General features: G+C 62.8%; 21 protein-coding genes. 8 read left to right on the top strand and 13 right to left on the bottom strand.

Annotated features, from left to right (window positions below):
* Position 1 precedes the first annotated feature (1 nt).
* The 7 genes from NTH_RS03375 to pyrC all read right to left on the bottom strand — a co-directional run bounded on the left by NTH_RS03375 (position 2) and on the right by pyrC (position 7525).
* Positions 2-901: a carbohydrate ABC transporter permease gene (locus NTH_RS03375; RefSeq protein WP_338528680.1), complete on the bottom strand. Its 900-nt coding sequence runs from the start codon at positions 899-901 to the stop codon at positions 2-4.
* Between the two features lie 11 nt (positions 902-912).
* Positions 913-1845: a carbohydrate ABC transporter permease gene (locus NTH_RS03380; RefSeq protein ID WP_338528681.1), complete on the bottom strand. Its 933-nt coding sequence runs from the start codon at positions 1843-1845 to the stop codon at positions 913-915.
* 99 nt (positions 1846-1944) lie between these two features.
* A complete protein-coding gene (locus NTH_RS03385; RefSeq protein ID WP_338528682.1) occupies positions 1945-3276 on the bottom strand; it encodes an ABC transporter substrate-binding protein in 1332 nt (443 codons plus the stop codon).
* 122 nt (positions 3277-3398) lie between these two features.
* Complete coding sequence (locus tag NTH_RS03390) at positions 3399-4463, bottom strand: ABC transporter ATP-binding protein (RefSeq protein ID WP_338528683.1); 1065 nt, start codon at positions 4461-4463, stop codon at positions 3399-3401.
* 257 nt (positions 4464-4720) lie between these two features.
* On the bottom strand, positions 4721-5587 hold the full coding sequence (locus NTH_RS03395; protein ID WP_338528684.1) for an SDR family oxidoreductase: 867 nt from the start codon (positions 5585-5587) through the stop codon (positions 4721-4723).
* 78 nt (positions 5588-5665) lie between these two features.
* Positions 5666-6367: an orotate phosphoribosyltransferase gene (locus NTH_RS03400; RefSeq protein ID WP_338528685.1), complete on the bottom strand. Its 702-nt coding sequence runs from the start codon at positions 6365-6367 to the stop codon at positions 5666-5668.
* Positions 6368-6475: 108 nt separating this feature from the next.
* Entirely contained in the window at positions 6476-7525 is a 1050-nt protein-coding gene (gene pyrC / locus NTH_RS03405) for a dihydroorotase (RefSeq protein ID WP_338531796.1), read from the bottom strand.
* Positions 7526-7670: 145 nt separating this feature from the next.
* Between pyrC and NTH_RS03410 the strand changes: the two genes are divergently transcribed.
* From NTH_RS03410 to NTH_RS03440, 7 genes are all read left to right on the top strand, one after another.
* On the top strand, positions 7671-8057 hold the full coding sequence (locus NTH_RS03410; RefSeq protein WP_338528686.1) for a YciI family protein: 387 nt from the start codon (positions 7671-7673) through the stop codon (positions 8055-8057).
* Positions 8054-9319, top strand: a complete 1266-nt coding sequence (locus tag NTH_RS03415) for an RNA polymerase sigma factor (RefSeq protein WP_338528687.1) — start codon at positions 8054-8056, stop codon at positions 9317-9319. The genes NTH_RS03410 and NTH_RS03415 overlap by 4 nt, the downstream gene beginning before the upstream one ends.
* 101 nt (positions 9320-9420) lie before the next feature.
* Positions 9421-9777, top strand: coding sequence for a YciI family protein (locus NTH_RS03420; RefSeq protein WP_338528688.1), 357 nt, complete (start codon positions 9421-9423; stop codon positions 9775-9777).
* Positions 9778-9878: 101 nt separating this feature from the next.
* Positions 9879-10595 carry a DUF899 domain-containing protein gene (locus tag NTH_RS03425; RefSeq protein ID WP_338528689.1) on the top strand — a complete coding sequence of 239 codons (717 nt, stop codon included), beginning with the start codon at positions 9879-9881 and terminating at the stop codon, positions 10593-10595.
* Positions 10596-10750: 155 nt separating this feature from the next.
* Positions 10751-12298 (top strand): MFS transporter, encoded by a 1548-nt coding sequence (locus NTH_RS03430; RefSeq protein ID WP_338528690.1) that lies wholly within the window; start codon positions 10751-10753, stop codon positions 12296-12298.
* Positions 12299-12393: 95 nt separating this feature from the next.
* Positions 12394-12807, top strand: coding sequence for a VOC family protein (locus NTH_RS03435; protein ID WP_338528691.1), 414 nt, complete (start codon positions 12394-12396; stop codon positions 12805-12807).
* A gap of 183 nt (positions 12808-12990) precedes the next feature.
* On the top strand, positions 12991-13455 hold the full coding sequence (locus tag NTH_RS03440; RefSeq protein ID WP_338528692.1) for an FKBP-type peptidyl-prolyl cis-trans isomerase: 465 nt from the start codon (positions 12991-12993) through the stop codon (positions 13453-13455).
* A 224-nt stretch (positions 13456-13679) separates the two neighbouring features.
* On the opposite strand, the gene NTH_RS03445 is transcribed toward NTH_RS03440, so the two are convergent.
* The 3 genes from NTH_RS03445 to NTH_RS03455 are packed head-to-tail and all read right to left on the bottom strand — an operon-like array spanning position 13680 to position 14899.
* The gene (locus tag NTH_RS03445; protein ID WP_338528693.1) at positions 13680-13964 is read right to left on the bottom strand and encodes an HlyU family transcriptional regulator; all 285 of its coding nucleotides are present in this window, start codon (positions 13962-13964) and stop codon (positions 13680-13682) included.
* Positions 13965-14021: 57 nt separating this feature from the next.
* A complete protein-coding gene (locus NTH_RS03450; protein WP_338528694.1) occupies positions 14022-14441 on the bottom strand; it encodes a secondary thiamine-phosphate synthase enzyme YjbQ in 420 nt (139 codons plus the stop codon).
* Between the two features lie 47 nt (positions 14442-14488).
* Complete coding sequence (locus tag NTH_RS03455; RefSeq protein ID WP_338528695.1) at positions 14489-14899, bottom strand: VOC family protein; 411 nt, start codon at positions 14897-14899, stop codon at positions 14489-14491.
* Positions 14900-14965: 66 nt separating this feature from the next.
* Between NTH_RS03455 and NTH_RS03460 the strand changes: the two genes are divergently transcribed.
* On the top strand, positions 14966-15541 hold the full coding sequence (locus NTH_RS03460) for a TetR/AcrR family transcriptional regulator (RefSeq protein WP_338528696.1): 576 nt from the start codon (positions 14966-14968) through the stop codon (positions 15539-15541).
* Positions 15542-15592: 51 nt separating this feature from the next.
* On the opposite strand, the gene rpoD is transcribed toward NTH_RS03460, so the two are convergent.
* The 3 genes from rpoD to NTH_RS03475 form a co-directional block, all read right to left on the bottom strand.
* On the bottom strand, positions 15593-17593 hold the full coding sequence (gene rpoD / locus NTH_RS03465; RefSeq protein ID WP_338528697.1) for an RNA polymerase sigma factor RpoD: 2001 nt from the start codon (positions 17591-17593) through the stop codon (positions 15593-15595).
* 331 nt (positions 17594-17924) lie between these two features.
* Positions 17925-19847, bottom strand: coding sequence for a DNA primase (dnaG, locus tag NTH_RS03470; RefSeq protein WP_338528698.1), 1923 nt, complete (start codon positions 19845-19847; stop codon positions 17925-17927).
* Positions 19848-20045: 198 nt separating this feature from the next.
* Entirely contained in the window at positions 20046-20495 is a 450-nt protein-coding gene (locus NTH_RS03475; protein ID WP_338531797.1) for a GatB/YqeY domain-containing protein, read from the bottom strand.
* Positions 20496-20763: the final 268 nt, after the last annotated feature.

A 20763-nucleotide genomic window follows, 5' to 3' on the forward strand; every position in this document is an offset into this window, starting at 1 on the left:
GCTACTCCTTCACCGCCCCGGTCATCGACGAGACGTAGTAGTCGACGAAGAACGAGTAGAGGATGACCACCGGCAGCGAGCCCAGCAGCGCACCGGACATCAGCGCGCCCCACTCATAGATGTCGCCGCGCACCAGTTCCGTCAGAACACCCACCGGAACGGTCTTGTTCTCCGAGGACGAGATGAAGGTCAGCGCGTAAATGAACTCGTTCCACGACAGCGTGAAGGCGAAGATGCCGGCCGAGATCAGCCCCGGCACGGCCAGCGGCAGGATAACCTTGGTCAGGATCTGCCACCGCGTGGCCCCGTCCACCAGCGCGCTTTCCTCGAGTTCGAACGGGATGGTGCGGAAATAGCCCATCAGCAGCCATGTGCAGAAGGGGATGAGGAAGGTCGGATAGGTGAGGATCAGCGCCAGCCGGCTGTCGAAGATGCCGACCTGGAAGACGATGAAGGCCAGCGGAATGAACAGGATCGACGGCGGCACCAGATAGGCCAGGAAGATCAGCAGCCCCGTCACCCGCGCGCCCGTGAAACGCACCCGCTCGATGGCATAGGCCGCGAAGACGGATGCAAGCAACGAGATGAAGGTCGAGGCAACCGAAACCAGCATCGTGTTCCAGAGCCAGCCCGGATAGGAGGTCTCGAACAAGAGATACTTGATATGGTCCAGGGTCGGCTGCACCACCCAGAACGGGCTGTATTCCCGGTAGTTGCTGAGTTGGTGGTCCGGTTTGATCGCTGTGATAGCCATCCAGTAAAAGGGAAACAGCAACACGAAGACGAACACCGCCAGCGGCAGGTACACGACCATAAGCCGCCGCGTCAGCGTGCTGAACTGGTCCAAGCCCTGAACATCGTCGTTCACGGCGATAGGATCGGAGATTGTCTGCCGGCTCATCGTCATTCTCCTCAATCGCTCGCGCCCTGCTGCCATTTGCGCCGCTGCAGCCCGAAGAAGGAGAACAGGATCGCCGCCAGCAGGAAGGGAATCATCGCCACGGCGATTGCCGCCCCCTCGCCCAACTGTCCGCCGGGAATGGCGCGCTGGAAGGATAAGGTGGCCATCAGATGCGTCGCATTCACCGGTCCGCCGCGCGTCAGCACATAGATGAGCTGGAAGTCGGTGAAGGTGAAGAGCACCGAAAACGTCATCACCACCGCGATGATGGGCGAAAGCAGCGGCAGGGTTATCTTGGTGAAGCGCTGCCAGGGCGTCGCCCCGTCCAGCGCCGCCGCCTCGTTCAGCGATTGCGGAATGGTCTGCAGCCCCGCCAGCAGCGAAATTGCCACAAAGGGAATGCCGCGCCACACATTGGCGGCGATCACCGAGGCGCGTGCATTGTTGGGATCGCCCAGGAAGTTGATCGGCTCGCTGATCAGCCCGAGATTCATGAGCACATAGGAAATGATCGAGAACTGGGAATCGTAAATCCACCAGAAGGCAAGCGCCGAAAGCACGGTCGGCACCACCCACGGCAGCAGGATGATCGCGCGAAAGAAGTTCTTGAAGGGCAGATGCTGGTTCAGGATCAACGCCAGCCATAGCCCCAGCCCGAACTTCAGGACCGACGCAACGGTGGTGTACAGTAGCGTGTTGTAGACCGACAGCCAGAAGATCGGGTCGTCGAACAGCCACTCATAGTTTTCCAGGCCGATGAAGATACCCGACCGGCCGATCTTGGTATCGGTGAAGCCCAGCCACACGCCGAGCCCCAGCGGATAGGTAAGAAAGCACAGCAGGAAAGCCGCGGCCGGAAGCATGAACAAGAGCCCGAGCCCGTTCTTGCTTTCCAGCAACCATCCGTAAATCGACGATAGCCTCGTGGGCGCAGCACCCGCCATGAAATCCTGCCTTTCGTCTATCCGTATTGCCGCCGCGTCTGCCGGCGCAGGAAGCGGGCGAACGCGGATGATCGCGCCCGCCCGCCATGCCGTCTTGCCTTAGCGGTAGTAACGGGCGATGCGCCGCTCCGCATTGGCGATGGCTTCCTCCGTCGAACGCTGGCCGGTCACCGCCTCGGCGAACATGTCGACGAGGACGTAGTCCGCCATGACACCGGCCGATGCGGGCCCAAGCGGTCCCGCATAGCCGTTGGGCCGAAGCGTCTCGGAAGCCTTGGCATAGGGCGCGTGGATCGGGTTGGACGTCCACACGGGGTTGTCCTCGAAGGCTCTGAGCGGCTGGCAGCAATAGGCGCTCGCCCCCTCGATCCACTTGTTCATCTGCTCGGCCTGATACATGAAGTTCAGATAGGCCTTCGCCGCTTGCGGATACTGGCAGTGGTTGAAGATCGAGATCGTCGACGTCTGGTGCAGTTCGACCGACGAGCCGACCGGCCCGACAGGAAAGTTGGTGGCGCGAAGATCCTCCGCAATCTCCTGCAGTGTCGGATCCTTGGCAGCGGCATAATAGAGCGATACGCCATTGGCGGTCAGGGAAATCTGGCCGGCGAGGAAGGCGCGGTTGTTGTTGATGTCGAGCCAGCTTTCCGTGCCGGGGATGAAGGTCGCGTAAAGCTCCTTGGCGTATTCGATGGCCGCCCTCGCCTCCGGGCTGTTGATGGCAACGCCGCCGTTCTCGTCCACCGTCTTCCCGCCATGGCTCCACAGCAGCCAGTGCGCGTAGTTGTTGCCGTCACCGACCGCCTTGCCGTGCGGGAATCCGGCCGGCGTGCCGTTGGCTTTCATGGCCTTGCACAGCTCCAGGAAACCAGCCGTATCTTTTGGAAATTCGCTGAAGCCCGCGGCTTTCATATGGCTGTCGCGATAGCACACGGCGTTGCCGATGGCGCAAAGCGGCACGGCGATGAACTTGTCGCCCTGCTTGGCATAGCCTTCGACGCCCTCGTACCAGCCGCCATGCTGCTCGCCCAGCGCGGTCGCCAAATCCGTCACGTCCACCAGTTTGTCTGGATACTGGAAGGGGTCGTCGAACCAGCTCATCACCATGTCGGGGCCGGAGCCCACATTGGCGGCAACCGCCGCCTTGGGGCGCACGTCCTCCCAGCTTTCCTGGTCGATGCGCACCTCGACCCCGGTCGCTTCCGTAAAGGCCTTGGTGTTGGCGTTCCAGGCCTCCTCCTCGCCCGTCACGAAAGGCACCCAGCGCAGAAGGCGCAGCGAGGCCCCCTCTTCCGGGGTGAACGTCGCGGCCGAAGCCTGGGCCAGCGCATGGCGCGGGCTCAACGACCCCGCCAGAATGCCGCCGGCGGCCACGCCCGCCGTTCCGGCAAGGAATCTTCTACGGTTGATTGTCCAGTTATTCGTCGTCATTGACACTTCTCCTCCTCAAATTCGCGCCCTTGAAGGGTGCGATCGGTGGTTCATTCCCACCATTGCCGGGCGCCAAGGCGCCCTCGTCCGGCACGTCCTCCCGAGACCGCGCCAGAACCCGCTCAGGGCGACAACCGGCGCCCATCATTGGCATCGAACAGATGCAGGGCAGCCGGATCGACCGTCACTTTTATTTCTTCGCCCGGGCCGGCCGAAATGCGCTCCCGGAAAACACAGGTCACTTCGGTATCGTCGAGATCGGCAATGACATGCGTCTCCGAGCCCGTCGGCTCGACCACCTTCACCTTCAGTCCGACGTCGCCGCCGAGGCGGATCGCCTCGGGCCGGATACCGCAGACCAACTCCTGGCCGGGCTGGGCTTCGCCTGGATTGTCCACCCTCAGCCGCTGACCATCGCCGCTGACGAAACAGGCGCGGTCCTCCGGGTCGAGCTTGCCGGTCACCATGTTCATGGCGGGCGAACCTATGAAGCCGGCGACGAACAGATTGTTGGGCCGGTCGTAAAGCTCCAGCGGCACCCCCACCTGCTCCACGATTCCGTCATGCATGACGACGATCTTGTCGGCCATCGTCATCGCCTCGATCTGGTCATGCGTCACATAGACGGTCGTCGTCTTGAGCCTTTGATGCAGGTTCTTGATTTCGGTGCGCATCGAGACGCGCAGCTTGGCGTCGAGGTTCGACAGCGGCTCGTCGAAGAGAAACACCTGCGGGTTGCGCACGATGGCGCGGCCCATCGCGACCCGCTGCCTCTGCCCGCCGGAAAGCTGGCGCGGGTAACGGCCGAGAAGCTGCGTAAGGCCGAGAATTTCGGCCGCCGGCCGCACCTTCGCTTCGATTTCGCTGCGCCGCGCGCCCTTCAGCTTGAGCGAGAAACCCATGTTCTCCGCCACCGTTATATGCGGATAGAGCGCGTAGTTCTGGAACACCATCGCGATATCGCGATCCTTGGGCGGCAGCTTGTTGACCACCCTGTCGCCAATCAGGATGTCGCCGGAGGTGATGTGCTCAAGGCCCGCCAGCATCCGCAGAAGAGTGGACTTGCCGCAGCCTGAGGGGCCGACGAGAACGACGAACTGTCCCTCCTCGATGTCTACCGTGACACCATGCAGAACTTCGACCTGCCCGAATGACTTCCGGACATCTCGAAACATCACCGGCGCCATTCAATCCCCCAATTAATGTATCCATTGTCGCCATACTGGCCGCAATCACAGGCGAGCGCAACACGCGAATCTGAGATATGCGTTGGTCCGGCGGGAATTCCGGGCGGCCGCCTTCGCGCAACCGCCAGAGCTGCCGGTTCCGCATAAGAACGTCAATGTACGCATTGGTGAAAGGAAAAGCCCGAAAGCCGCGGGCAGGCCCGTTTGAACGGGAGGAAAACGGAAACCGCGCCTGGCTCCGTCTGAAGTCCCGATGCTCAGCCGATCACGTTTACCTTCGTGTCGGTCTTTTCGAAAACCTCGTCGGGAACGAAGAAATCTCCGGCCAATGCGCCCTCCACACCGGGCGCATATTTCGAGAACTCCGTAACGCCCTCCTCACGCAGCACCAGCTCATCGATGAAGAAATTGCCGGTGCATTCGCGCGAAGGGCGCGTCAGGATCGCATGGGCTGCATCGGCCACGATCTCTGGCGAGCGGCTTATGCTGGCCATCGCCTCCCCGCCCAGGAGATTGCGCACCGCAGCGGTGTCGATCGCCGTCAGCGGCCACAGCGAATTGACGGCGATCCCGTCGCGGGCGAACTCGGCGCTCATGCCCAGCGTGCACATCGACATGCCGAACTTGGCCATGGTGTAGGCCACGTGGTTCTTGAACCATTTGGCTTTTATATCGAGCGGCGGCGCAAGATTGAGAATATGCGGATTATCCGCCTTCTTCAGATGCGGAATGCAGGTTTTGGAAACGAGGAAGGTGCCGCGCGTATTGACCTGATGCATCAGGTCGTAGCGCTTCATGTCGGTCGCCAGCGTGCCCGTGAGCTGAATGGCGCTGGCATTGTTGATGCAGATATCGATGCCGCCGAAGGCTTCAACGGTCGCTGCGACAGCGTCGGCCACCTCCTCCTCGTGGCGAATGTCGCACAATGCGGGAAGCGCCTTCCCACCCGCCGCCTCGATATCGGCAGCGGCCGTGTGGATTGTGCCGGGCAGTTTGGGATGCGGCTCCGCTGTCTTGGCCGCGATCGTCACATTGGCGCCGTCGCGCGCAGCACGCAGCGCGATTGCCAGACCGATGCCGCGGCTGCCGCCGGAAATGAACAGTGTTTTGCCCTTGAGCGACATGCCGCGTCCTCCCTGTCTGCGCAAGCCCTGCGGACTCGCAGAACCTCCATGCAAATTAGGCTGACTTTTACGTTAACGTCAACCGGTAGCCTTCAACTCCGAGACCCCACCATGGGCGGCCGACCAATTCAACGGATCGCTGAGAAAGCTCTCGACCTGCGCCAGCGTCTGCGCGTCGAAGCGCCCTTCCTTGCGGCAGACCGCCAATATGTCCCACCATGTCGTGAGATGGTGGAGCCGCATGCCCGCAGCTTCCAACCGCTTCGGCGTATCGGGAAAGATGTCGTAGTAGAACACCGCGAACGTGTCGGTGACGGTAGCCCCCGCCTTGCCGACTGCCTCGGCGAATTTCAGCTTGCTGCCGCCGTCGGTCGTCAAATCCTCGACCAGCAGCACCCGCGCGCCCTCCGCCAGATTGCCCTCGATCTGGGCATCACGGCCGAAGCCCTTTGGCTTCTTGCGGACATAGAGCATCGGCAGCCCCAGCCTGTCCGAAAGCCACGCCGCGAAGGGAATGCCCGCCGTCTCGCCGCCCGCCACCGCGTCGAACTGCTCGAAACCGGCTTGCCGCAGGATCACAGACGCTCCGAAATCGATCACCGCCGAACGGATACGCGGATAGGAGATCAGTTTACGGCAGTCGATATAGACCGGGCTGGCGATGCCCGAGGTAAAGGTGAACGGCTTGTCCGCCCTGAAATGCACCGCCTTGATTTCCAGAAGCATCTTGGCGACTGTCTCGGCGATCAGTGCCTCGTCGGGGAAAGTATTGGCGAACATGGGCTGGCTCTCTGCTGGGCGTCTCTAGAGCAATCCCGGGGAAAGCGGTCATCCGCACGGAATTGCGTAAAAAAGGCAAACGCCCTTCGCTACCAGCATTAGGCGCGCCTAGGAAGCATTCTCCGCCACTTTCCAGTGGATGGGAAACATGGGATCGAAGACCGTGATGGTCTCGCCGTCCGCTTCGATGCTTCTCGGCATCTCAACCGGCATGTCCTGCCGTTCCAGCGTCAAGCGCTGCTCATTGGCCGGCAGGCCGTAGAAGGAAGGCCCGTGGAGCGAGGTAAAGCCCTCCAGCCGGTCGAGTGCTTCCTCCTCCTCGAACACATGGGCAAGGCAGGCCATGGTGTTGGGCGCGGTGAATATGCCGGCGCAGCCGCAGGCGGTTTCCTTCAGCTTGTCGACATGCGGCGCCGAATCCGTGCCGAGGAAAAATCGCTTATCGCCTGAGGTCGCTGCCTGCCGCAGCGCCTGCCTGTGCGTCTCGCGCTTGGCAACCGGCAGGCAGTAATAGTGCGGCCGGATGCCGCCGGCCAGGATGGCGTTCCGGTTGATGATGAGGTGGTGGGTGGTGATCGTCGCCCCCAAGCGTTCGTCCTGCGCGCGCGCGAACTCGACGCCGTCCTTCGTCGTGATGTGCTCCATCACGATCTTCAGTTCCGGCAGCCGCTGGCGCAGCGGCGCCAGCACGCGGTCGATGAACACGGCCTCGCGGTCGAAAATGTCGATCGCCGGGTCGGTTACTTCCCCGTGCACGCACAGGGGTAGGCCGATATGCGCCATGCGCTCCAGAACGGGCATGACCTTCCCGACATCCCGCACGCCGCTCTGTGAATTGGTCGTGGCGCCGGCCGGATAAAGCTTCACCGCATGGACGAGCCCATCGGCAAAAGCCGATTCAACATCATCGGCTTGCGTGGTTTCGGTGAGGTAGAGCGTCATCAGCGGCTGAAAGCCGCTCCCGGCCGGCAGCGCCGCCAATATCCGCTCCCGATACGCCGCCGCATCGCGGGCGGTCGCCACCGGCGGCACGAGATTGGGCATGATGATGGCACGGCCAAAATGCGCGGCCGAATGCGGCGCGACGGCCTTCAGTACCGCGCCGTCGCGCAGGTGCAGGTGCCAGTCGTCCGGCTTGCGTATGGTCAGCGTCTTCATAGGTACCAGAGACATAACGGGATTCGCCTCGGGCGCAACATCTTTCCTGGGTCGAGGGCGGTGACCTTTCAAACAACTATCTCGACCAAGCCTGTCGGAATGGGGCATGTTCACCCGTCTTTCAAACGACAGGAGAGTTCCAGCAATGCTGTATGCCATTCTTTGCTACCATGATGAGGACGTTGTCGAATCCTGGACCAAGGAAGAAGACGACGCTGTTCTGGCAAAGCGCCACAAGGTCCAGCAGGCGCTCGTGGACGAGGGTCGGATGGGCCCCTCCATCCGCCTCGTGCCTACCACCGCTGCCACCACCATCCGCGCATCGGGCAACGAGCAGATCGTCATCGACGGGCCTTTTGCTGAGACCAAGGAACAGCTCCTCGGCTTCTACATCGTCGACTGCAGGAATCTGGAAGAAGTGATCGATTTCGCCAAGCGGATGAAGGAGGGCGAATCCTGCACCTTCGAAATCCGCCCCATACGCATTTTCAATACGGGCGAGTTGCCCGAAAAAGTAGAGGTTGCCGGATGAACGATGTTGCCTGGATCGAGAAAGCGCTCACGGCGGCCCGCCCCCAGGCCATGGCCGCGCTGCTGCGCTACTTCCGAGATCTCGACCGGGCCGAAGAAGCATTCCAGGAGGCCTGCCTGCGCGCCATGAAGACCTGGCCCGAAAAGGGTCCGCCGCGCGATCCGGCCGCCTGGCTCATCTTCGTCGGGCGCAATGCTGCGCTCGACGCCGTGCGCCGCGAGGCGCGCAACACGCAGCTCCCCTCCGACGACGTCCTGTCCGACCTTGACGACGCAGAGGCCGGCATGGCGGAGCGGCTGGACGATGCCCACTACCGCGACGACATTCTGCGCCTCATGTTCATCTGCTGCCATCCGGACCTTCCTGCCACCCAGCAGATCGCGCTCGCCTTGCGCATCGTCTCGGGCCTTTCCGTGCGGGAAATCGCCAGCGCTTTCCTGGCCAACGAAAAGGCGGTGGAACAGCGCATCACCCGCGCCAAACGCCGCGTGGCCGATGCCAGTATCCCCTACGCCACGCCTAGCCCCGCCGAACGCGCCGAACGCCTGGGCGCGGTTGCCGCCATGATCTATCTCGTCTTCAACGAGGGCTATTCGGCCAGCGGCGGCGAGGCGCACATCAAGACGCAGCTTTGCGACGAGGCCATCCGCCTTGCCCGCCTCCTGCTGCGGCTTTTCCCGACCGAACCGGAGATCATGGGCCTTCTGGCCCTCATGCTCCTCAACCATGCGCGCACCCCTGCGCGCCTGGACGACGACGGCCAGATCGTCCTTCTGGAGGATCAGGACCGCTCCCTGTGGAACAGCAATTTCATCGCCGAGGGCATCGCCTTGGTCGACAAGGCGATGCGCCACCGCGAGCCCGGTCCCTATCAGATCCAGGCCGCCATCGCCGCCCTCCACGCCCATGCCAAGACCGCCGCCGAGACCGACTGGCGGGAGATTGAACTCCTGTACCGCATGCTGGAGCGCCTGCAGCCCTCGCCGGTGGTGACGCTCAATCGCGCCGTTGCCGTCTTCAAGGCGCAGGGTGCCGCCCCCGCGCTCGAACTCGTCGAACCACTCGAGGAGAGGCTGTCGAACTACTTCTATTTCCACGGACTGCGCGGCGCGCTGCTCCAGGAACTCGGGCGGGACAAGGACGCCCGCATCTCGTTCGACAAGGCCATATCGCTGGCCCGTACGCCGGCCGAAGCCAGCCACATCCGGCAACATATAGACCGGCTGGCGGGCGACGGCGCGAAGCGGCAGGAGGCAGGATAGCCGCGATCGCGCCGGGTGGTGGCAGTTTTGCAAATAAGGAATGTCGGACAAGCCCGCCGCCATCCGTCCTCTGGCCGCACACGGAAACCAAGGAGGCACCCATGCGGTACGTATGTCTTGTCTACGGCGACGGAACGGCAATCGAGACCCTGCCGGAAGACGAAAAGCGGAAGCTCGATCGCGATTCCATCGCCTATGACGAGGTCCTTGAACAAGCCGGCCATTTGATCGCCGCCGACGCCCTGGAATCGGTTTCCCGGGCAACCTGCCTGCGCACGCGCGGCGGCAAGATTGTCAGTACCGATGGTCCCTTCGCCGAATCCAAGGAACAATTGCTGGGCTTCCTTTTGATCGAGGCGAAGGATCGGGAGGAAGCCATCACCCTTGCCTCGAAGGTGCCCATGGTCCGCTACGGCACGATCGAAGTCCGCGCGACCCACTATATCGAGGCCGACTGACAAGACCAAAAAGTTGGCCCGAAAAATGTAGGACCCGCACTCCCGCCGCACGTCCTCCGGCAGTCGCATCAGGCGACGCTTACAGTGAAAGGAGAAGGAGAATGCAGAACAAGACCGTTTCCCGAGAAGAATGGCTTACCGCCCGCAAAGAACTTCTGACCAGGGAGAAGCAGGCTTCGCGCCTGCGCGACGAGATAGCAGCCGAGCGCCGCGCCCTGCCCTGGGTGAAGATCGACAAGGAATACGTCTTCGACACGCCGCAAGGCCGCCAGACGCTCGCCGAACTGTTCGATGGCCGCAGCCAGCTCATCGTCCAGCATTTCATGTTTGCGCCGGACTGGAATGCCGGCTGCCCCGGCTGCTCCTTCGAGGCCGACCATGTCGACGGCCCGCGTCAGCACTTCCTGCACAAGGGCGTCACCTTTGTCGCGGTGTCCCGCGCGCCGATCGCCAGGATCGAAGCCTATCGAAAGCGCATGGGCTGGTCCTTTCCCTGGGTCTCGTCCGGCGACAGTGATTTCAACTATGACTTCAACGTTGCCTTTCGGAAGCAGGACCTGGAGCAAGGCAAAGCGATCTACAACTACGAGGTCATCAAGGATCCCGGCCTCGACGACCTTCCGGGCCTCAGCGTCTTCTACAAAGACCGCGATGGCGCCGTGTTCCATACCTATTCCACCTATGCGCGCGGCGGCGAGGAACTGCTGGGCGCATTGATGTATCTCGACCTGACGCCGATCGGCCGCGACGAGAAGACCCCGCTCGACTGGGTGCACCGTCACGACGAGTATCCGGCTCTGCAGAAGGCAGCTTCCTGACAGAGCGCTGGCAGGAGGCCTGTGCCATAAGCGGTTTGGGTCGCCGGCATGCGCTTGCTTCGCCGGCGACCCATCATCGATACTCGGCGTGTCAGCACGGCCATCACTCGCCGACGGCCATCCCTCGTCGGCAGCGTCTCTGGAAGGATCTTGTGATGAACCACGCTCATGAAGCACCGCGCGCGGGCCGGCGCGAATGGATCGGTCTGGCCGTCCTGGCCCTGCCCTGCCTGCTCTATTCGATGGACATGACAGTCCTGAATTTGGCGATACCCGCGCTCAGCGCCGATCTGAAACCAACGAGCTCTCAGCTCCTCTGGATCGTCGACATCTACGGTTTCCTCGTAGCCGGCTCCCTCATCGTCATGGGCACGCTCGGCGATCGGATAGGCCGGCGCAAGCTCTTGCTCATCGGCGCCACCGCCTTCGGCGTCGCCTCTGCCTTCGCGGCCTTCGCCACCAGCGCGGAGATGCTCATCGCAGCCCGCGCCATTCTCGGCGTAGCCGCGGCCACGCTCGCACCGTCGACCCTTTCGCTGCTGCGCAACATGTTCCACGACCCGAAGGAGCGCACCTTCGCCATCGGCATCTGGATTTCCAGCTATTCCGCAGGCGCGGCAATCGGCCCGCTGGTGGGCGGAGTTCTCCTGGCCTCCTTCTGGTGGGGGTCGGTTTTTCTGATCGCCGTGCCGGTGATGCTCCTGCTTCTGGCCGTCGCGCCCTTCCTGCTGCCGGAGTTCCGTGACGAAGAGGCGGGCAACCTCGACATTGTCAGCGCCGTCCTTTCCCTGTCGGCGGTCCTTACCGTCATCTACGGCGTCAAACATCTGGCCGAGCACGGGCCGGGGCTGGTACCGCTCGTCTTCACGCTGGCCGGTCTCTGCCTCGGCGTGGTCTTCTTCCGCCGGCAGAAGCGGCTTGCCGACCCGATGATCGACGTCAGCCTGTTCCGTAAGCCAGCCTTCAACGCTGCGCTCGCGACGAATCTCCTTAGCCTGTTCATCGCCTTCGGAGCCTTCCTCTTCATCGCCCAATATCTGCAACTGGTGCTGGGGCTCACCCCGCTTGAAGCCGGCATCTGGTCGCTGCCGTCCAGCCTCGCCTTCATCGCCGGCTCGATGATGACCTCGGCCCTGACTGCAAGAATGCAGCCGGCAACCGTGATGGTCGGAGGCCTTCTGATCGCTGCGACTGGCTTTGCGACTTTGGCCTGGGCCGCGCTTGCGGCCGATCTTGTAATGATCGTGCTGGCATTCACGGTGTTCGCGCTGGGCCTCGCCCCCGTTTTCACCCTGACCACCGATCTCATCGTCGGCAGTGCGCCGCCGGAGCGCGCGGGCGCCGCTTCGGCCATGTCGGAAACCAGCGCGGAACTGGGCGGTGCGCTGGGGATTGCCGTGCTCGGCAGCCTGGTCACGGCCGTCTACCGCAGCACGATGAACGCCGATGCACTGCCCGGCGTACCCGGCCCGCTGACCGAGGCGGCGCGCGACACGCTGGGCGGCGCGGTCGCCGTCGCGGCCGAACTGCCTGCCGGACCGGCAGCCGTGCTGATCGATACGGCGCGGGCGGCGTTCACCAGCGGCCTGGTCGCCGCCTCCGTCGCCGCCGCGCTCATCGCCATCGCAACCGCGCTCCTCATAGCGCGCATGTTTCGCCTCAAGGGAAGTCCGGACAGGAGCGCGGCCGCTGCTGCGGAATGAAAAGAAACTCCGACGCCTGTCGGATTCCTTCAAACGTGTGCGTCTTGATCAGGACCGGTGGATACGGTCGGAACCTGCCATGAAAGGAACCAGCAATGTCGGCCATGGAACAAACCCAGGAAATGCCGGAAACCAAGGGGGGCGTCGTCGCCTATCTATCCGTCGACGGCGCCGCCAAGGCGGCCGAGTTCTACGCGAAGGCGTTCGGGGCGGAGCAGGTCTTCGCCTATCCGCCCGACGAGAAGGGGCGCACCATGCATGTGCATCTCTACATCAACGGCAGTTCCGTCATGCTGTCAGACTTCTACCCCGAGCATGGCCATGCATTCGAGAAGCCGCAGGGCTTCACCATGCATCTCATCGTCGACGACATCGACGCATGGTGGGAACATGTGTCCAACACCGAGGGCATGAAAGTCGAACTGCCCTTGCAGAAAATGTTCTGGGGTGACCGCTACGCGACGCTGCGCGACCCCTTCGGCGTTCTGTGGGCGCTGGTAGGCAAGTAGGTCCCCCGCCGCCGCGCCCTTCCTCCCGGCGCGGCGGCTCCTCAAAAAAATCGGACCCGGCGGGTTTACATCGCAGCCTCATGCCCTACCCTCGATCGACATCCGCTTGCGGGCGGACGTTCGATGGCGCGCGCATGAGCCGCACGCCCGACATTCAACCCCAGGAACGATTGAGAACATCATATGAGCGAGGCAAAGAGCGGCGACGTCGTACGCGTTCACTATACGGGCAAGCTGGAAGACGGCACCGAGTTCGACTCCTCGGTGGGCCGGGATCCGCTGGAGTTCCAACTGGGCGGCGGCCAGATCATCCCGGGTCTGGAAAAGCAGGTCGAAGGTATGAATATCGGCGAGAAGTCGACGGTGACGATCCCTGCCGATCAGGCCTACGGCCCTCGCGACGAGCGCCAGATCCAGACTGTGCCGCGCGAAGCCTTCCCGACAGACCTCGACCTGAAGCTGGGTGCCAGCCTGCAGGCCACCACACCGGAAGGCCGTCAGATCCCGCTGACCGTGGTCGATATGAACGATCAGGAAGTGACCGTCGATGCCAACCACCCGCTCGCCGGGCATGATCTGGTCTTTGACGTGGAGTTGGTCGAGATCGTAGGCCGAGCCGACCAAGCCGCACCAGCACCCCAGCAGTAGCGCGGATAGCCGCGCTTCGGGGACTGGCGTTTGGCATGCCGAATCCGGCACCCTGAAAGGCGAGGGCTTGTCCTGTTGAGGACAGGGCGGAGCGCGGGGTTTGCACGCGCTTCAGCACCTTGTGCGGAGTCCCGCCGGCAACCCCTAGGTCCCGGCTCCCCATTCGGACCGGTCTGGCGCTATGATTGCGCAGGCGGGATCCACCGTCCTCTCCTGAGGCGGCCCTAAAAGATCGACGTCCCCTGCTCGTCCACCATCTGCTTGCCCTTGCGAAGGGCCTGTTCCGCCGCGAGTTCAGCGCTGGGAAAACGGTCGGCGCGGATGAAGCGATGCTCCTTCACTTCACCGTCGATCTCCTTGGTAATCACGCCGCAGGTCTGGAACTCGCTGCCCTCGCGAAACGGCGTTGCGCGGATGATGAAACCCTTGTGTTCCACAGGCTCGCCCACGGTCTGGGTGGCTGGGGTCTCGTCGCCGCCACCGCCAAACAGACGCTTTAAAAATGACATGCTGCCTCCATGAATGGTCTTGCCCGGCGCACCGTTTCGGCCTGTCCCTGACGCGCTTCAGCTCAAATGTAGCACGACTTCACGCCGATGCGGCGCATCGCGATGCTCGAACAGATAGATGCCCTGCCATGTGCCCAGCATCAAGCGCCCTTTGGCGAGGGGGATGCCGATGGATGTCTGCGTGAGCGCGGCCTTGATATGCGCCGGCATATCATCCGGGCCTTCGGCCCGATGGACCACCCAATCCATGGACGCATCGTCGGACGGCGGCACCAGCCGCCGGAAGAATACGTGGAGGTCGCGCTTCACGTCCGGATCGGCGTTCTCCTGTATGATGAGCGAACAGGATGTGTGGCGCACGAAAACCGTCAGCAATCCGTCGCCTGCTCCGGCAGCGCCGGCAAAGCGCTGCGCCTCCCGCGTAATCTCGTAGAGGCCCTGGCCCCGCGTCGTCACGGTCACAATCGTCTGCGGCATACGCCGCTGGTGCCTTGGTGAGGTCATTCTGTCAAGGCACGAGGGCTTCACGACATGTATTGCTTCATGAATTCCGCACTGGGCGCAATCGGCTTGATGACGTCGATAAGCACGCCGTTCGGGTCACTGGTTATGAAATGGCGCTGGCCAAAATCCTCATCGCGCAGGGCCTGCAGGATGGGCAGGCCCGCCTCCCTCGCCCGCTGGTACTCCACGTCCACGTCCTCCACCTCGAAGTTCAGTATGAGTCCGGATATCCGGCCTCGTGCGGCCGGCGGAATGGTCGCATGATCACCATCGAGAACGGCGAGGTTGACGCTCTCATCCTCGCTCGACTGCAGATGCACATACCAGTCGCTTTCGAACACCGGCCGGAAGCGAAAATGCGCCGCATAGAAAGCGGCGGTCCCGGATACGTCCTTGGTCATGATGACCGGATAATAGCTCGTGCTCTTCATTGCTTGCATTCCCCGATAAAAGAAACATACTGCATGTATCCTCCTGATAACATACAGGCTGCATGTATGCAACGAAAAACCAATCGCGAGAGGACGGAGACGACCCGCGCCCGCTTGCTGGAAGCCGCCCGCTCCTTGTTTGTGGAGAAGGGATATGCCGATACCGGTACACCCGAGATTGTCGCCGCGGCAGGGCTTACCCGCGGCGCGCTGTACCATCATTTTCCCGACAAGCAGGCCCTGTATGCGGCCGTCGTCGAGGCCGAGGCAGCGGCCGTCGCCGCCGAGATAGAGCAGGCCGCGCCCGCCTCTCTCGAGGTCGTAAGTGCACTCCTCGCTGGCGGCGAGGCCTACCTGGAGGCCATGCAGCAGCAAGGCCGCGCACGCCTCCTGCTTGTGGAAGGCCCTGCCGTTCTTGGCCGTGCGCGCATGGATGAGATCGACGCCGCACACGGCAACCGTACGCTGCGGGAAGGTCTGGCAACGGCGATGAAGGCCGGAGCGCTGAAGCCCCTGCCCCTCGACCCGCTCACGCAGGTGCTGGGGGCGATGTTCGACCGCGCCGCCCTCGCGCTGATCGACGGAGGCGATTTGCGGGATCAGATGGCCGTGCTGGGCGCTGTGATAAAGGGCCTGCAATAATAAAGGAGCCCCGACGATGCGGGGCTCCTTGTGATTCTGTTCCAAGACATTCTAGCTGTCCAGGAAGCTCCGTAGCTTGCGGCTGCGGCTCGGATGTTTGAGCTTCCTCAGCGCCTTGGCCTCGATCTGGCGGATGCGCTCGCGGGTGACCGAGAACTGCTGGCCCACCTCTTCGAGCGTGTGGTCGGTGTTCATGCCGATGCCGAAGCGCATGCGCAGCACGCGCTCCTCGCGCGGCGTCAACGAGGCCAGCACCCGCGTCGTCGTCTCGCGCAGATTGGCCTGGATCGCCGCATCGATCGGCAGCACCGCCATCTTGTCCTCGATGAAGTCGCCGAGATGCGAATCCTCCTCGTCGCCCACGGGCGTCTCGAGCGAGATTGGTTCCTTGGCGATCTTCAGGACCTTGCGCACCTTTTCGAGCGGCATAGCGAGCTTCTCGGCCAGTTCCTCCGGCGTCGGCTCGCGGCCGATCTCGTGCAGCATCTGGCGCGAGGTCCGCACGATCTTGTTGATCGTCTCGATCATGTGCACCGGAATACGGATCGTGCGCGCCTGGTCGGCGATCGAGCGGGTGATCGCCTGTCGAATCCACCACGTCGCATAGGTCGAGAACTTGTAGCCGCGGCGGTACTCGAACTTGTCGACCGCCTTCATCAGCCCGATATTGCCCTCCTGGATGAGATCCAGGAACTGCAGGCCGCGGTTCGTGTACTTCTTGGCGATGGAGATCACGAGGCGCAGATTGGCCTCCACCATCTCCTTCTTGGCGATCGCCGCCTCGCGCTCGCCCTTCTGCACCTGGTTCACGATCTTCCGGAACTCGCCGATGGAGATCGCGGTCTCCTGCGCCAGGTTCTGAATCTCGGTGCGCAGCGCATCGATCGTGTCGGCCTCGCTGGCAGCAAATTCCTTCCAGCCCTTGCCCGGCAGCCCGGCAACCGTTTCTGTCCAGTTCGGATCGAGCTCGTAGCCCTGGTAAGCCTTGAGGAACTCCTCGCGCTTGACGCCATAGCTTTCGGAAAGCCGCAGCAGGCGCCCTTCGTTCTGCACCAGCCTTTTATTGATGTCGTAGAGCTGCTCGACCAGCGTCTCGATACGCTGGTTGTTGAGCGACAAGGACTTCACCGAAGTGATGAGTTCGTCCTTGAGCTGCTTGTAGCGCCGCTTCTGGCTGTCCGACAGGCTGTCGCCATCGGCCAGGCTCGATTCCACCTGCTGGTCCTGCAGCTTGCGCAGCTTCTTGTAGGTGTCGGCGATGAAGTCGAGCGTTTCCATGACGCCGGGCTTGAGCTCGGCTTCCATCGCCGCCAGCGACAGATTGGCCTCGTCGTCCTCGTCGTCGTCATCCTCGGCCTGTGCCTCGCCGCCCACATTGGTGATGTCGTCGTCGCGCGAACGCTTGGGCTGCTCTTCGGCCGGCTTGGCATTCTCGTCCGGCCGCTGCACCACCGGCGCCTGCTTGGCCTCGGGCCCGGCATAGGTGGCTTCAAGGTCGATGATCTCGCGAAGGAGTATCTTGCCTTCGTTCAATTCGTCGCGCCAGATGATGAGCGCCTGGAAGGTCAGCGGGCTCTCGCACAGCCCGGCGATCATCGTCTCGCGGCCGGCCTCGATGCGCTTGGCGATGGCGATTTCGCCCTCGCGCGAAAGAAGCTCGACCGATCCCATCTCGCGCAAATACATGCGAACGGGATCGTCCGTGCGGTCCGTCGGCTCTTTCTTGGTGGTCGTCGGCTGCACGGCGGTGCCGGTCTGCTCGGCGACTTCCGTGCTGTCTTCCTCGCTGTTGTCCTGCTCGGAATCCTCGGCCGCCTCGTCATCCTCGACGACATTGATGCCCATGTCGGAAAGCATGGCCATCGTGTCCTCGATCTGCTCGGAGGACACCTCGCCGGAAGGCAGAACCGCGTTCAGCTCGTCCATGGTCACATAGCCGCGCTTCTTGGCGGCCTTGATCATTTTCTTGACTGCGTCGTCGGAAAGGTCGAGCAGCGGCCCGTCAGAGCCCTCGCGTTCGGTCTCGACCTCTTCCTTCTCTTTTGTTGCCATGCGTTGCTTTCTCCAACCGGCACGCTGACGGCATCCTGCTCGCCGAATCATGCCGATGCTTTTGCGCGATGACCGAGGCTCTATCCGCCGCTGCGTTAAAGCCCGATTAACCCTGACATCGAATGCGGGATTCCCCGCACTTCGCCGTCGCGCGTTCTACACTTACATACTGGCAGCCGGGATTCGGCCCGCACCTTGTCGAATCGATCCTGATTCCCGCAATCGCCGCCAAGGTCAAGCGCCTGTGCCATGATTCGCTTCAAAAAAGCGAATCAGCCGGCTTTTTACCCGCAATTCGGTTCGATCTTCACCACGAACGAGAAATCCCGCTCTAGGACTGACTGGCTCGGCCTGAAAGAAGCCCAAAGCCTTCAATGAGCGCTTCCGTGGCTTGTATGTTCCTGAGCTCAGCCTGTATCTCCACGAGGTGCCGATAGTTCTCTTCAGTCGGATCGTCAGCGAGCGCAAGCTCTGCCGCTTTGAGTTCCTTATGTAGAGAGCCGCTGGAAACGTGCAAGTGCAAGGCCTGCAGAAACGCCTCGCGCGCGTCTTCGAGCGCCGCATCCGCCAGCGCCGGCCATTGCCGCGCGCGCCGCACCAGCGCCTCGGCCTTTTCCAGAGCCTCGCCGAAACCGGCCGCAGCAAGCGCCTCGCGTACGGCCGTCGCCTCATGCGCCGTGCCATGGGCCATGGCGTCGAAAAGCGCGCTGCGCAGCCGGGCCATGTCGGGGCTCGTCAGGGTCAGCCGCTCCGCCTTGTCGAAGTGCTCATCCAGCAATGCCGGGTGATTGATCAAGGCGACGACGATCGTCGCCTCCCTGAGCGTGGTGCCGCCGGTTGCCGCGCGCACCATGCCCGAACGCGCCAGGCTTTCCGAAACGGCCAGGCGGCCCGGGGCCGCGCCCGGTCGTCCCCGCCCCTGCTGCCCGCCCTTGCGAAAGTCGCCGCCCCGCCCGCGCCGGCTCTGGTCCGCGCCGAAATAGCTGATCACGCGCTCACGCATATCCTGGGCGTAATGGCGGCGCACATTCTCGTCGCGAATGCGGCCGGTCAGTTCGCGCAGCGCTTTTTCGAGCTCGGCCCGCCGCTCGGGCGTGTCGAACACCTTGCCCGAGGTTTCGCGGGTCCAGATCAGATCGGCCATCGGCCGGGCCTGCGAGATCAGCGCGTCGAATGCCGCCCGCCCTTCCTCGCGCACCAGATCGTCGGGATCCTTGCCCTCGGGCAGCAGTGCAAAACGCAGCGAACGGCCCGCCTGCGCCATCGGCAGCGCCAAATCTGCCGCACGCCATGCCGCGCGCAGCCCGGCGCTGTCTCCGTCGAAGCACAGGACCGGCTCGCCATGTATCCGCCAAAGCAGCTCAAGCTGGTTTTCCGTCAACGCGGTTCCGAGCGGAGCAACGACATTCTCCACGCCCGCCTGCGCGAGCGCGATCACATCCATGTAGCCTTCGACGGCGATCACGCTTTCGCCCTTCGCCGTGGCGCGCCGCGCCCGCGCGTGATTGTAGAGCACATTGCCCTTGTGGAAGAGCTCGGTGTCCGGCGAGTTGAGATATTTGGCGGGAATATTGGCCGACAGCGCCCGTCCGCCGAAGGCGATCACCCGTCCTCGCGTATCCTCAATGGGAAACATGATGCGGCCGCGAAACCGGTCATAGGAGACGGGTATGTCCGGCCCGCTATAGACCAGACCGCAGGCCTCCATCTGTTCCTTCGTGATGCCTTTGTCGGCAAGGTGCTCCTTCAGCGCGTTGCGGCTGTCGGGCGCAAAGCCAAGGCGGAAGCTCTGCTGCGTCGTGCTGGAAAGGCCCCGTCCGCGCAGATAGGCCCGTGCCTCGGCCCCTTCCGGGCCATGCAGCCTTTCCTCAAAGAAGCGGGCTGCCATGTCCATGACGTCGGTCAGGCTGGCCCGCTGCTTCTCCCGCTTTTCCGCCTCCGGATCGCGGGCAGGCATGGGCACGCCGGCCATCTCGGCCACGCGTTCGACGGCTTCGGGGAAGCTCAGCCCGTCCAGTTCCCCAAGAAATTTGAAGTGATCGCCCGAAACACCGCAGCCGAAGCAGTGGTAGCGGCCTTTCTTGTCCTCGCAGTGAAAGCTGGGCGTATTCTCGCCATGGAACGGACAGCACGCCCAATAGTCGCCGCGGGCCGCATTGGTCTTCCGCTTGTCGAAGGTCACGCGCGTGCCCACAACCTGCGAAATCGGCACCCGGTCGCGGATTTCATCGAGGAATGAGGGTGGGAAGCGCATTTGTGTCCGGCTCTTCTGTCAATCGAGCATATAAGCACAATTCTGCCGTCCCGCGAGCGCCGGCTGGCCTTCCTCACCGCTATTCACAGGCGCAGGGATCCCGCCGTCACGGCGCAGCAGCTTCAATGAATGCAAGAAGCCGGCCCGCCCGGACCGGCTTTCGTCAATCATACCCGTTCACGGGCTTTGGCTCCGTCTTTACCGAAGCATGTTCTTGACGATGCCGCTGGCCTTGCCAATGTCCATGCGCCCGGGAAACTTCTCCTTGAGCGCGTTCATGCAGCGGCCCATGTCGCGCAGGCCACCGGCACCCACCTCGTGAACCACCTGGGCGCAGGCCTTCTTCATATCGTCCTCGCCAAGCGGCTTCGGCATGAACTCGCCGATAATGGCGATTTCCTCGCGCTCCTGCTCGGCCAGTTCGAGACGGTTCCCCTCTTCGAAGCCCTTGGCCGATTCCTTGCGCTGCTTCACCATTCGGCCAAGCACTTCCAGAATCTCGTCGTCGCTAACCGGATCCTTGCCGGCGCCGCGATTGGCTATGTCGCGGTCTTTGATGGCCGTCTGGATAAGGCGAAGCGTCGAAATCCGACGCTTGTCCTTCTTGGTCAGAGCGTCATTCAGCGCCTGAGCGATTTTCTCGCGCATGGCATTCATCTCCTGTCGCGTTTGCGAACATAGCGCCGACATCGGGCCGGTGCAAACCGTTTCTTCTTCGTTAAGGTACTGGATTTGTTTGGTAAAACTATCGCAGCCCGTCTGCGGCTGATCCATCGACCGCCAGTTTGCCTTCGTCTATTGTCCGCGACCTGCATGGACACTAAATCACGGCCTTGAGCGGGTATCGCGCGGGCCTTTCGCCATCGCCCCTTGTGATCCGCCGCGCCATATGGCGTAGGCAGGATCGGAATTCAAG

It is taken from the genome of Nitratireductor thuwali (assembly GCF_036621415.1).
In the GTDB taxonomy this organism is placed as follows: domain Bacteria; phylum Pseudomonadota; class Alphaproteobacteria; order Rhizobiales; family Rhizobiaceae; genus Chelativorans; species Chelativorans thuwali.